Origin of the sequence: Actinomyces sp., assembly GCF_030524025.1 — a bacterium.
Lineage (GTDB): Bacteria > Actinomycetota > Actinomycetes > Actinomycetales > Actinomycetaceae > Actinomyces.
In genome coordinates, this window is sequence record NZ_JAUNHI010000011.1 from 1 (window position 1) to 13,876 (window position 13,876).

Annotated in this window: 6 protein-coding genes and 1 pseudogene; all 7 read left to right on the forward strand. The window is 74.4% G+C overall.

Annotated features, from left to right (window positions below; all coding sequences use genetic code 11):
* Nucleotides 1-705 precede the first annotated feature (705 nt).
* The gene (locus Q4C85_RS05865) at nt 706-1,389 is read left to right on the forward strand and encodes an HAD family hydrolase (protein WP_368501419.1); all 684 of its coding nucleotides are present in this window, start codon (nt 706-708) and stop codon (nt 1,387-1,389) included.
* 5 nt (nt 1,390-1,394) lie between these two features.
* A complete protein-coding gene (fmt, locus tag Q4C85_RS05870; RefSeq protein ID WP_303140556.1) occupies nt 1,395-2,345 on the forward strand; it encodes a methionyl-tRNA formyltransferase in 951 nt (316 codons plus the stop codon).
* Nucleotides 2,345-3,805: an RsmB/NOP family class I SAM-dependent RNA methyltransferase gene (locus Q4C85_RS05875; RefSeq protein WP_303140557.1), complete on the forward strand. Its 1,461-nt coding sequence runs from the start codon at nt 2,345-2,347 to the stop codon at nt 3,803-3,805. Before fmt ends, Q4C85_RS05875 begins: the two co-directional genes overlap by 1 nt.
* Before the next feature lie 49 nt (nt 3,806-3,854).
* Nucleotides 3,855-4,535, forward strand: coding sequence for a ribulose-phosphate 3-epimerase (gene rpe / locus Q4C85_RS05880; RefSeq protein ID WP_303140558.1), 681 nt, complete (start codon nt 3,855-3,857; stop codon nt 4,533-4,535).
* Nucleotides 4,536-4,812: 277 nt separating this feature from the next.
* Nucleotides 4,813-6,672 (forward strand): biotin carboxylase N-terminal domain-containing protein, encoded by a 1,860-nt coding sequence (locus Q4C85_RS05885; RefSeq protein ID WP_303140560.1) that lies wholly within the window; start codon nt 4,813-4,815, stop codon nt 6,670-6,672.
* 30 nt (nt 6,673-6,702) lie between these two features.
* The gene (locus tag Q4C85_RS05890; RefSeq protein WP_303140639.1) at nt 6,703-8,271 is read left to right on the forward strand and encodes an acyl-CoA carboxylase subunit beta; all 1,569 of its coding nucleotides are present in this window, start codon (nt 6,703-6,705) and stop codon (nt 8,269-8,271) included.
* 131 nt (nt 8,272-8,402) lie between these two features.
* Nucleotides 8,403-13,876 (forward strand): annotated as a pseudogene (locus Q4C85_RS05895) (fatty acid synthase subunit beta domain-containing protein); the annotation flags it as partial.

A 13,876-nucleotide genomic window follows, 5' to 3' on the forward strand; every position in this document is an offset into this window, starting at 1 on the left:
AATGACGCCCCTGCAGAGAATGACTCATAATCCAAGACTCCTTCGTCAGTGTCGAACATGAAAAGAACATGCCGTCGGGTCAGGGCGTCCTGCCCGTCGGCTCGGGCGAGGCGTCAGCGTGTGCTGGGACGCCACGATGCTGGCCCGCCTCGACGGCCTGCGCCGTCGCGACCGCGGCCGACCTCCGAGCCCCGTACCCGCAGGGCGCCATCGTCCTGGGGCGGTGGGGTGAGGTGGAGCCTCGCGAAGGGCCTGCGGGTCGTGTCCCACAGCGGGGCTCCGGTGGTGTCGGACTGCCTGGACAGTGCCATAACTCTCTCTCCAGCACATCGTTGTGCTCTCGAAGGTGGAGGGTGCATCACGCGTCGTGGGAGGTTTCCCTCGACGTTGTGGTACGACCGTACCGAACCGGAGCGCTCTTCAGAAGTCCTTCAAGGGCCTTCCTCCTAGAATCTCGGTTTCCCAGACTCCTCCCGCCGAGGACCTGTCGGTGGCCATCTGGGCAAAACCCCGCCATGGCAACGTTCTTGAGCGATCGCGCAGGATCCGTCATCGGAGGTGCCGCCTAGGGGGGACCTGTATGAAACCTACCTGTTGTGGTCTCGCGCCCGGCCGCAAGGTGGTCCGCCTGCCCCCCGTGCGGGTCGGCAGCGCCTCGGCGCCCGGCCTGGCGCCGAGGCGCCCGGCCGGGCGATGATCCCGGTCGTGGAACACGTGACAGCCTCCGCAGCAGGAGCGGAGACGGGGCATTCGACCGGGCGCGCGGCGGTCACCGCCGTCGTTCTGGACATCGGCAACGTCGTCCTGGCCTGGGAGCCCGTCGCCGCAGTGGCCGGGAGGGTGGGCCTGAGGCAGTGGGAGGAGTTCGTCGTCGGTGCGGACTTCGCCGGGCTCAACGCCCGCTCCGACGCGGGCGAGCCCTTCGAGACCATTGTGGCGGAGCTGGCGGCAGCGCACCCCCGGCGCCCCGACTGGGTCGAGATCCTGCGCACCTACCGGCGCCACCACACCGACTCCCTGCCCGGTCCGGTCCCCGGGGCGCCCGAGCTCATCGAGGACCTCGTGACCCGGGGCGTGGCCGTGTACGCGCTGACGAACTTCGACGCCGAGCCCTTCGAGGCGGCCCGGCGGCGCTTCCCGGTCCTCGAGCGCTTCGCCGGCGTCGTCGTCTCGGGGCGCGAGCACCTGGTCAAGCCCGACCCGGCCATCTTCACCGTGCTGCTCGAGCGGTTCGGCCTGGATGCCGAGCGCACCCTGTTCGTCGACGACAGCCCGGCCAACACGCGGGCCGCGGCGGCACTGGGGCTCCAGGTCCACCTGTTCACCGGGATCGGGAGGCTGCGCGCCGAGCTGTGCGAGCACGGCCTGCTCCGGGCGCCCGTAGACTGACCCGCATGCGCGTCCTGTTCGCAGGCACCCCCGAGGTGGCCCTGCCCGCCCTCAACGCCCTTGTCGCCGCCCCCGAGCACGAGGTCGTGGGCGTGCTCACCCGCGCCGATGCCCGGCAGGGCCGCGGGCGGGCGCTGCGACCCTCGCCGGTGGCCGCCCGCGCCCGCCAGGAGGGCCTGGAGGTGCGCACGCCCGCAACGCTGAGGGATGAGGCCGTTGCGGCCTGGGTGCGCGACCTGCATGTCGATGTCGCCGTCGTCGTGGCCTACGGCCGGATCGTGCCCCCCGCGTTGCTCGATGTCCCGGGCCACGGCTGGCTCAACCTCCACTTCTCCGTCCTGCCCGCCTGGCGGGGCGCCGCCCCGGTCCAGCACGCCCTCATCGCCGGCGACGATGTGACGGGCGCCTGCGTCTTCCGGCTCGAGGAGGGGTTGGACACCGGGGACGTCTACGCCCGCCTCACCGAGACGATCCGCCCCACCGACACCGCCGGGGACCTGCTCGAGCGCCTGTCGCACGCCGGAGCGCCCATGATCCTCGACGTCCTCGAGGCGCTCGAGGCCGGTGCCATCGTCCCCGAGCCGCAGGACGGGTCGCTGGCCACCATGGCTCCGGTGCTGCGGCCCAGTGACGGCGTCATCGACTGGACGGACCCGGCGCCCGCCATCGAGCGCAGGATCCGGGGGGTGACCCCGGCGCCCGGTGCCCGGACCTGGCTGGGCGCCACCGACCTGCGCCTGGGCCCGGTCGAGGTCGTGGCCAACGGCCCTGGGCTCGCTCCCGGCGAGCTGCAGGTGGCCAAGCGCGAGGTCCTCGTGGGCACCGGCGGCGGCGCGGTGCGGCTCGGTCGTCTCGCGCCGGCGGGACGCAGCTGGATGGAGGCCGAGGCCTGGGCGCGGGGCGCGCGCCCGCCGCAGGGGGCTCATCTGGGCGGCCCGCGACCGGGGGACGGCTGATGGCCCGCGGCGCCCGGGGCCGTCCCCGGGGCGGCCGGCCCGCCGCCGCGCGCCGTGGGGGCGCGGACCCGGCACGGATGGTGGCCCTGGAGACACTGACCAAGGTCCACCGCGACGAGGCCTTCGCCAACCTCGTCCTGCCCGCGCTGCTGGACCGGGAGGGCCTGGGCGGACGGGACGCGGGCTTCGCCACGGCGCTGGCTTACGGCACCCTGCGCCTCCAGGGGCGCTACGACGCCATCGTGGCCCGGTGCCTCGACCGTCCCCTGGAGACGGTCGACCCCCCGGTCCTCGATGTCCTGCGCCTGGGGGTCCACCAGCTGCTCGCCATGAGGGTGCCCCGGCACGCCGCCGTCTCGGCCACCGTCGACCTGGCCGCCCAGGCCGTCGGGCGTGGCGCGGCCTCCTTCGTCAACGCCGTCCTGCGGCGGGTGAGCGCCTCGGAGGCCGAGACCTGGCTCGAGGAGCTGCGCCGCGACGCCCCCGACGCCACGACAGCCCTGGCGCGGGTCGAGTCCCACCCCGAGTGGGTGGTCAAGGCCATGCGCCAGGCCCTCATCACCCACGGGCGCCCCGCTGAGGAGCTGGAGGCCCTGCTGGCCGCCGACAACCTCGAGCCCGAGGTGGCGCTGTGCGCACGCCCCGGCCTGGTTAGCCCCGAGGCCCTGGCCAAGGAGGCCGCCACGGTCCTGGGCGGCCGGCCGCGCCCGGGACAGACCAGCCCCTACGCCGTCGTGCTGCCCGGGGGCGACCCCGGGCGGCTGGCCTCCGTGCGCCGGGGACGCGCGGGTGTCGAGGACGAGGGCAGCCAGCTCGTCGCCCTGCTCCTGGCCGAGGCCCGCCTGACCGGGCGCGACGAGCGCTGGCTCGACATGTGCGCCGGGCCCGGGGGCAAGGCCGCCCTGCTCGGCGCGCGTGCGCACGCGCGGGGGGCCCGGCTCGTGGCCACCGAGATCGCTCCGCACCGGGTGCGTCTGCTGGAGTCGGCCGTGCGTGCCCTGCCCCGCGGCAGCGTCGAGGTCCGCCAAGGCGACGCCCGGCGGACCGGGGTCCAGGAGCCTGGCGTCTACGACCGGGTCCTGCTCGACGCGCCCTGCTCGGGCCTGGGCTCGCTCAGACGGCGGCCGGAGGCGCGCTGGCGCCGCCGGCCCACCGACGTCACCGAGCTCGCCGCGCTCCAGCGCGACCTGCTGTCCAGCGCCCTGGGTGCCGTGCGCCGCGGGGGAGTGGTCGCCTACGTCACCTGCTCGCCCCACGTCCTGGAGACCTCGCTCGTGGTCGGTGACGTGCTCAAGCGCCTCGCCCGGCAGGGACTGGAGGCCGAGCTGCTCCACGCCGGGGACGCCGCGACGCGGGTGGCCCCCCGCCCGCCGGCCGGTGCCGAGCGGCCGATGCTCCAGCTGTGGCCCCACCTCGATGGGACTGACGCGATGTTCTGCGCTCTCATTCGCCGCACCTGACTGCGGCCGCCCGCCCCACGACACCACTTCGACGACAGGACGAGCCACGATGACACCCGCCGCGATCCACCCCTCGATCCTCAACGCCGACCAGTCCCGCCTCGGCGAGGAGCTGGCCCGGGTCGCCACCGCCGACGGGCTGCACCTGGACGTCATGGACAACCACTTCGTACCCAACCAGTTCGGCGGGCCGTCCCTGGTCGAGACAGTCCTGGCCCACACCGACCTGCCCGTCGACGCCCACCTCATGATTACCGACGCCGACCGCTGGGCCCCCCAGTACGCCGAGATGGGCTGCGCCGTCGTCACCACGCACCTGGAGGCCACCGCGGCGCCCTTCCGGCTGGCCGCCGAGCTGCGCCGCCTGGGGGCCGGCGTCGGTCTGGCCCTCCGGCCCGCCACGCCCCTGAGCGCCGTCGAGCACCTGCTCGGCCAGATCGACCTCCTGCTCATCATGACCGTCGAGCCCGGCTTCGGCGGGCAGTCCTTCATCCCGCAGATGCTCCCCAAGATCGCCCAGGCGCGGCGCCTGGCCGGCTCGGCCGGTCTCGAGCTGCGCATCCAGGTCGACGGCGGCGTGACCCGATCGACGATCGTCCGGGCGGCCGAGGCCGGCGCGGACGTCTTCGTGGCCGGGTCGGCGGTCTACGCCGCTAGCGATGCCTCGGCGGCGGTCGAGCAGCTGCGGGAGCGGGCCGCTGCCCACCTCCACCGGCCCGCGGCGCCATGAGCCGCCCGTCCCGCGCCCCCGCCCGGGCCGTTTTCAACGCGACCGGAGGCTTTTGTGAGGTCTCCACAATAGGGGCCGTGCCAGGTTGAGCCGTAACGTAGCCTGTCGAGCGCATGCACCACCCTCTCACAGGTGCGGTGATGCGGATCATCTCGACGAGTGCAGCTCGTCGTGGACAGCTGAAGCAGTGCGATGTCACCGGCACGTCACGGAGCCCCAGTCTTGTGGGAGTCCACGACACCCCCGGCGGCGTCACCCGACATTGAGGAGCACATCGGTGACCACCCGGACCCTCGACCGCATCCTCATCGCCAACCGCGGTGAGATCGCCCTGCGCGTGGTGCGCACCGTCAGGGACCTGGGGGGGACCTCGATCCTGCCCTACACCCCGGAGGACCTCATGAGCCCGGCGGCCGAGCTGGCCGACCAGGCACACGCTCTGCCCGAGGGCTCCTCCTACACCGACGCCGGGGCCGTCCTGGCCCTGGCCGTGGCGACACAGGCCGATGCCATCCACCCCGGCTATGGCTTCCTCTCCGAGGACCACGCCTTCGCCCGCTCCGTCATCGAGGCGGGTATCACCTGGGTGGGCCCCTCCCCGGAGGCGATGGAGGCCCTGGGGGACAAGATGAGCGCCCGCGCCACCGCAGAGCGCGCGGGCGTCGACCCCGTCCCGGGCATCACGAGCTCGGTGACCGACCCCGAGACCGTCATCGCCTTCGCCGCCCAGCACGGCTACCCGGTGGCGCTCAAGCGCACCGACGGCGGAGGCGGGCGCGGCATCACCGTGCTGGCCGACGACGACGAGGTGCGCGCCACCCCCGCCTTCGGCTCGGCCGCGGCCGGAGGCGGCACGCTCATCCTGGAGCGCTTCGTCACCGCCGCCCGGCACATCGAGACCCAGTGCGCACGCGACTCCCACGGCACCTTCGCGGTCGTGTCCACCCGCGACTGCACCCTGCAGCGCCGCAACCAAAAGCTCCTCGAGGAGGCTCCCGCCCCCTACCTGCCCGCCGGTGTCGCCGAGCGGCTCGAGGAGGCCTCGCGGCGCCTGCTCGAGGCCGTCGACTACGTCGGCGTGGCCACCTGTGAGTTCCTCCTGACACCCACCGGGGACCTGTGGTTCCTCGAGGTCAACCCGCGGCTCCAGGTCGAGCACTGCGTCTCGGAGGAGGTCACCGGCGTCGACCTCGTCGCGGTCCAGCTGCGCATCGCCGCCGGCGGCCGGCTGGGAGACGTCCCCGAGCCCCGGGGCCACTCCATCGAGCTGCGCATCACCTGTGAGGACCCCGCACGCGGGCTGGCGCCGTCGACCGGGGCGATCACCCGCCTGCGCTGGCCCGCCGGCCCCGGGATCCGGATCGAGTCCGGCGTCGTCGAGGGAGACGTCGTCACCCCCATGTTCGACCCGATGCTCGCCAAGATCGTCGTGACCGGGGACACCCGGGACCAGGCGATCCGCCGGGCGCGGCGCGCCCTGGCCGAGACGGTTGTCGAGGGCGTGACGGTGTGCACCGGGCTGCACGCCCACGTCCTGGAGCGCCCCGAGCTGACCGGGCCGACGGCCGACGGCCAGCTGGGCGTGACGACGCGTTGGATCGAGAACGACGTGCTCCCGCGCCTGGCCGACCCCGACGTCGCCGCTGCCGCCGACGGGCAGGACGAGCCGGCCTCGGCCAGCCTGAGCACCCGGTCGACCTATGTCATCGAGCTCGATGGGCGCCGGGTCAGCCTGACCCTGCCCGACGGGATGCTCGCCGCCCGCGGCCAGCGCCTGGGCGGGGGCTTCGCCGCCGGCCGCGCGCGGCCCATGCAGCAGCCGCTGCGCGGGCGCGGCCCGTCCTCACGCGCCGGCGCGCGGCCCGGCGGTGAGGCCGTCGGCGACGACCCGACCGTCATCGCCGCCCCCATGCAGGCGATCGTCACCCGCATCTGCGTCGAGCCCGGCCAGCAGGTGCAGGCCGGGGACCTCCTGGTTGTTCTGGAGTCGATGAAGATGGAGAACTACGTCCACGCCCCCGCCGACGCCACCGTGGCGGAGATCCCGGTCGGCGCGGGCCGCACCGTCTCGGCCGGCGAGGTCCTCGTCCGCATGGAGCCGGCCCAGGACACCACCACGACGACGCAGGAGGCCTGAGCCATGACCAGCACGACACCCGGAACCACGATGGCCGACTCCCCGGCGACCACCGCCTTCCGCGAGCGGATCGCCCGCGTCGACGCCGAGGCCGAGGCCCGGGCCGCCGAGCGCCAGCACGCCAAGGGCAAGAGCACCGCCCGCGAGCGCATCGCCGCGCTCCTGGATGAGGGCACCTTTCTGGAGATCGGGCGCTACACCGGCTCGGGGGCGGGGGAGAAGGCCCGCCCCTCGGGGGTGGTCACCGGCTTCGGGCAGATCGACGGGCGCCAGGTCGCCGTGTACTCCCAGGACTTCTCGGTCTCCGGCGGCGCGCTGGGCGCCGTCGAGGGCGACAAGATCGTCCGCCTGCTCGACGACGCCCTGCGCCTGCGCATCCCGGTGGTCGGTCTCATCGACTCCGGAGGCGCCAAGATCCAGGAGGGCGTGGGCGCCTTGCGCCAGTACGGCCGGATCTTCAACCGCACCTGCGCCGCATCGGGCCTCGTGCCCCAGATCAGCGTCATCCTGGGTCCCTGCGCCGGCGGTGCGGTCTACTCCCCGGCGCTGACGGACTTCGTCATCGCCACCCGCGAGGCCTCCCACATGTTTGTCACCGGCCCCGACGTCGTGCGCGCCGTCACCGGGGAGCGCATCAGTGCCGAGGACCTCGGCGGTGCCGACATCCACGGCTCGGTGTCCGGCGTCGTCCACTACGTCGCCGAGGACGAGGCCGACGCCCTGGGCCAGGTCCGCACCCTCCTGGCCTACCTGCCCTCCTCCTCGGAGCAGTCCGCCCCGGCCTACGTCTACGACGAGGCCGACCGTGCCCAGGACGAGGCGACCGCCGCCGGTGTCGGTGCCCTCGTGCCCTCCTCGACCCGTCAGGCCTACGACGTCGCCGAGGTCGTCTCCTGCCTGGTCGACCACGGCGAGCTCGTCCAGGTCCAGGAGGACTTCGCCCCCAACGTCGTCATCGGCTTCGCCTGCTTCGAGGGCCGGCCCGTGGGGGTCGTGGCCAACCAGCCCCTCCACGACGCCGGCACCCTGGACGTCGACGCCTCGGAGAAGCTGGCGCGCTTCGTGCGCTTCTGCGACGCCTTCGGCCTGCCGGTGGTCACCTTCGTCGACGTCCCGGGCTACCGGCCGGGCGCCGAGCAGGAGCACGCCGGGATCATTAGGCGCGGCGCCAAGGTCATCAACGCCTACGCCACGGCCACCGTCCCGCTGGTCACCGTCGTGCTGCGCAAGGCCTACGGCGGGGCCTACATCGTCATGGGCTCCAAGGCCATCGGCGCCGACCTCAACTTCTGCTGGCCCGGCGCCGAGATCGCCGTGCTCGGGGCGGCCGGTGCCGTGGGCATCATCCACCGCCGCGACCTCAAGAAGGTCCACGACGAGCACGGCGAGCAGGCCGCGGCCGCCGAGCAGGAGCGGCTCGTCGAGGAGTACACGGCCTCGGTCATCAACCCCGACAAGGCCGTGGCCATCGGGGAGATCGACGCCGTCATCGCCCCCGAGGACACCCGCACCGTCATCGTCGACTCCCTGGCCGCCCTGGCCGACAAGCGCGACGCGCGCCGCCTGCCCTTCAAGAAGCACGACAACGGACCACTGTGAGGACCCCCGTGACGATCCCGGACCCGGCCGAGGCCGCAGACCAGACGACACCCGCCGCGGTGTCCTCCACGCCCCCCGTCAACACTGCCACCGAAGCAACCGAAGCAAACGAAGCAACCACTGAGGACCGCATGAGCACGCTGCCCACCACCCCGTCCACCAGCATCGCCGAGCGCATCGCCGCGGGCGAGCCCCACCTGCTCGCCTTCGGCGGGCAGGCCACGCCCTGGCGGGCCACCCTCGACGAGCTCGTCGCTCTCAACCGCACGCTGGCCGCCGAGCTGGTGGACATCGACGCGGCCGTGGCCGACCGGCTCGCCCCGGTGGCCACCGAGCTGCTCACGATCACCCCGCGCGGCTCGCGCCTGCTCGATGAGCAGGCCGCGCCGCTCGTGGCCGCCTCGACGACGGGGGCCGACACGGCCGACGTCTCGGTGCCCGGGATCCTGGCGGCCCAGCACGCCGTGCTGGCCTCCCTGCCCGCCGCCGGGCTCAACCTCTACGCCACCGCCGAGGGAGCCCCGGCCATCGGCCACTCCCAGGGCGTCCTGGGCGTGGCGCTCCTGGAGGCCCTGCGCTCGGGCGAGCGCGGCCGGGCCGTCGAGGTCCACGCCCTGGCGCGGCTCATCGGGGCCGCCGCGGCGCGCACGACCCGCCGCCTCGACCTGGGCACGGTGGGGGAGGCCACCCCCATGCTCTCGGTGCGCGGGGTGACCAGGCCGGTCCTCGACGCGGTGCTCGCCAAGGTCCCGGCCTCCGAGCGGATCGCCGTGGGCGTGGTCAACGGCCGTCAGGCCCATATCCTGTCGGGCCGGCCGGCCGACCTGCTCTCCGTCGTGGCCGCCCTGGAGACGGCGGCGCGCCGCAGCCAGGCCGACCGCAAGGAGCGCCGCCGCGGCGGGGCCGTCCTGGCCCCCGTCACCGAGTTCCTCACCACCTCGGTGCCCTTCCACACCCCCCTGCTGGCCGGCGCCGTCGAGGACGTCGTGGGCTGGGCCGCCGCCTGCGGCCTGGACACCGACCAGGCGCGCGAGCTGGCCCAGGCCGTGCTCATCGACCCCGTCGACTGGCCCGAGCTGGTCACCGGCGCCCTGGGCGCCGACATCCGGCTCGTGCTCGACCTCGGGCCGGGGACCGTCCTGACCCGCCTGACCGAGGCGGTCGTGGCCGGCACGGGCACCACGGTCGTCTCGGCGGGCACCGCCCGGAGCATCGACGACCTCGACCGTGCCGGCGCCGCCCCCGAGCCCGCCGTCGACCGCGCCCGCTTCGCCCCCCGCCTGACCCGCCTGCCCGACGGGCGCCTGACCCTGGACACCGCCTTCACCCGCCTGACGGGCCGCTCGGCAGTGCTGCTGGCGGGCATGACCCCCACGACCGTCGACCCCGAGATCGTGGCCGCCGCCGCCAACGCCGGCTACTGGGCCGAGCTGGCCGGTGGCGGCCAGACGACCGCCACGGTCCTGGCCGACAACCTCGCCGGTCTCGAGACCGCCCTGGAGCCGGGGCGCACGGCGGCCTTCAACGCCATGTTCATGGACCGCTACCTGTGGAACCTCCACCTGGGCACCCAGCGCCTGCTGTCCAAGGCGCGCGGGGCCGGGGCCCCGGTCGACGGCGTCGTCATCTCGGCGGGCATCCCCGAGCTCGACGAGGCCCAGGGGCTCCTGGCGCGCCTGCACGCCGAGGGCTTCCCCTACGTGGCCTTCAAGCCCGGGACCGTCGACCAGATCCGCCAGGTCATCGCCATCGCCAAGGCGGTGCCCGACAGCCCCGTCATCATCCAGATCGAGGATGGGCACGCCGGCGGCCACCACTCGTGGGAGGACCTGGACGTCATGCTCCTGGCCACCTACGACGCGATCCGGGCGGTCGACAACCTCGTCCTGTGCGTCGGCGGGGGCATCGGCACCCCGCAGCGGGCCGCCGACTACCTGACCGGCCGCTGGGCGCTGGCCTACGGCACCGCCGCCGCCCCGGTCGACGGCGTCATGGTGGGCACCGCCGCCATGACCTGCCTGGAGGCCAAGACCAACGAGGACGTCAAGCAGCTCCTCGTCGACACCCCCGGCCTCGACCCCGCCCACGAGGGCGGCTGGGTCGCCTCGGGCGCCTCCGTGGGGGGCATGACCTCGGGCCTGTCGCACCTGCGCGCCGACCTGTACGAGATCGACAACGCCTCGGCCCGCGCCTCCCGCCTCATCCAGGAGCTCGCCGGGGACGACGCGGCGATGACGGCGCGCCGCGAGGAGATGATCGCCGCCCTGGCGGCCACCGCCAAGCCCTACTTCGGCGACGTCGAGGAGATGACCTACCTGGAGTGGGCCACCCGCTACGCCGAGCTGTGCGTTGCCCCGCACGAGGGCCGCGCCGCCACCCGCCAGGACTGGAGCGACGAGGGCTGGTACGACCGCTTCCTCGACCTGCTCCACCGCATCGAGGCCCGCCTTGATGAGGCCGACCGCGGTCAGATCCCCACCCTGTTCGCCACCGAGGACGACGTCCTCGACGCCGACGCCGCCCTGGCCGCCCTGGCCGAGCGCCACCCCCGGGCCGCCACGACCCGGGTCGAGCCGGTCGACGCCGCCTGGTTCGTCGACCTGTGCCGCAAGCACCCCAAGCCGGTGCCCTTCGTGCCGGTCCTCGACGCCGACATCCTGCGCTGGTGGGGCACCGACTCCCTGTGGCAGTCCCAGGACCCGCGCTACACCGCCGATCAGGTCCGCATCATCCCCGGCCCGGTGTCGGTGGCAGGCATCACGACGATCAACGAGCCCGTCGGGGAGCTCCTCGGCCGATTCGAGTCCGCCACCGTCGAGGCGCTGACCGCCGCGGGCGCCGCGGAGCACGCCGCCGCCGGGCGCCTGGGCACGACCTGGAGGCAGGGCGCCCTGCCGGTGGCCGACGCCACCGAGCTGGTGCGCTCGACCCCCCACGTGCTGTGGAACGGCCACCTGACCGTCAACCCCGCCCGTGTCCTGGCCGACGACGCCTACACGGTCGTGGCCCGCCCGGACGTGGCCGAGGACGCCTACGACCTCGACATCCGTCTCGACACCCACTGGGACGAGGTCCCCGGGGGCGAGAGGATCCACGCGGTGCGCCGGCTCGTCGTCCCGCTGCGCCTGGCGCGCGCCTGGGACGGGGCGGCCCCCCTGGTGGACCCCGAGCGCATCTCGGAGACGATGAACGACCTGCTGCGCTCGACCGCCGGTGTCGGGGCGGTGTCGATCACCGGCGACCTCGTCGCGCACCTGCCCGAGGTCGTGGCGGCCGTGCCCGGCGCCACCGACGCCCGGGGCCGGGCCGTCACCCAGCCCTTCGGCACCGTCCACGCCCGCTTCACCCTGGCCGACACCCTGGGTCACGACCACGCGGCGGTGACCGCCGATGCCCTGCCCACCAGCCTGTCGGCGGCACCCCTCGTGCCCGACGCCCTGCTCGGCCCGTGCTGGCCGGTGGTCTACGCCGCTCTGGGCTCGGTGGTCGAGGAGGACATGCCCCTCATCGAGGGCCTGCTCGGCGCGGTCCACCTCGACCACACCATCGACCTGCACCGCTCCCTGGCCGAGCTGGCCGCCACCGCCGGCCCCGACCTGACCGTCCAGGTCGACGGGTGGGTGGCCGCCCTGGAGGAGTCCAGCGCCGGACGCGTCGTCGACGTGCGCCTGGAGCTGACCGACACCTCCGACGGCTCAGTCATCGCCCTCATGCGCGAGCGCTTCGCCATCCGCGGGCGCGCCTCGGGCACCGCCGTGCCCTCGGCCCCCGAGCTGGCCGGCGGCACCGGCCGGGCCACGGCCCCGGCGGCGCGGCGCCTCCTGCGGCGCGTGACCGTCACCGCCCCGGCGGACATGACGGCCTTCGCCCGGGTCACCGGCGACTTCAACCCCATCCACACCAGCTACCACGCCGCCAAGGTCGCGGGCATGGAGGCGCCGCTGGTCCACGGCATGTGGCTGTCGGCCACCGCCCAGCAGGTCGCCGCCTCGTCCGCGGCCGACGGCACCCGCAACGTGCTGGCCGGCTGGACCTACGTCATGCTCGGCACCGTCGAGCTGGGCGACCGCGTCGAGGTCTCCGTGGAGCGCACCGGCCTCGTGGTCGGCGGCGGCATGGTCCTGGAGGTGACCTGCCGCATCGGCGACGAGGTCGTCTCGCGCGGCACCGCCGTCACCGAGCCCGAGCCCACCGGCTACATCTTCCCCGGCCAGGGCATCCAGGCCCAGGGCATGGGCCTGGACGAGATGCGCTCGTCCAAGGCCGCCCGCCGGGTCTGGGAGCGGGCCGACGCCCACACCCGCGCCGAGCTCGGCTTCTCGGTCATCGCGCTCGTGCGCGACAACCCCACCGAGATGACCGCCCGCGGCGTCACCTACCGTCACCCCGAGGGCCTGCTCAACCTCACCCAGTTCACCCAGGTCGCCCTGGCCACCGTGGCCATGGCCACCGTGGCGCGGCTGGCCGAGGCCGGGGCCCTGGTCGAGAGCGCCGCCTTCGCCGGCCACTCCCTGGGGGAGTACACGGCCCTGAGCGCCTACGGGCGAGTCATGCCGGTGGAGACGACGATCTCCATCGTCTTCCAGCGCGGCTCGACCATGCACTCCCTGGTCCCGCGCGACGAGACCGGCGCATCGAACTACCGCATGGGTGCCCTGCGGCCCAACATGGCGGGCATCAAGGCCGCCGACGTCGAGGCCTACGTGCGGGGCATCGCCGAGTCCACCGGCGAGTTCCTCCAGATCGTCAACTACAACCTCGCCGGCGTCCAGTACGCCGTGGCCGGCACGATCAAGGGCCTGGACGCCCTGGCCGCCGACGCCCGCGCCAAGGCCGAGGCCCGCGGCGCGAAGAACCCCTTCATGTTCGTCCCCGGCATCGACGTGCCCTTCCACTCCGAGGTGCTGCGCCCCGGCGTGGCGGAGTTCCGCGAGCGGCTGGAGGCCCTCGTGCCCGCCGACCTCGACGTCGACCGCCTCGTGGGCCGCTACGTGCCCAACCTCGTGGCCCGGCCCTTCGCGCTGACCGAGGACTTCGCCCGCTCCATCCTCCAGGTCGTGCCCTCCGAACAGGTGCGCGAGGTGGTCGACCACTTCGAGGACTGGCGGGCACGCCCCGCCGAGCTGGGACGGCGCCTGCTCATCGAGCTGCTCGCCTGGCAGTTCGCCTCCCCGGTGCGCTGGATCGAGACCCAGGACGTCCTGCTGTCCAGCCCCGCCGAGGGCGGGCTGGGAGTCGAGCACATCGTCGAGGTCGGGCTGGCCGCCTCACCGACCCTGGCCAACCTCGCCTCGCGCACGCTCATGCTCCCGCAGCATTCCTCGCGACACGTCACGGTGCACAACGCCCGACGTGACGAGGCCCGGGTCCTGGCCACCGACACCGACCCGGCCGTCGAGCTCGACGAGGAGGCCTTCGAGCTGCCGGCCGCCGCCGACCCAGCGCCGGCCGCGCAGGAGGCCCCCGCCGAGCAGGCCGCGCCCGCCGACACCCCGGCGGCCCCGGCCACCGCGGCCCCGGCCGCGGCCGCCGCGCCGGGGGGGGTCCGGCCCATCGGCGCCCCCCACCCCCCCCCGGTGGGCCGGGGCCACCCCCCCCGCCGCCC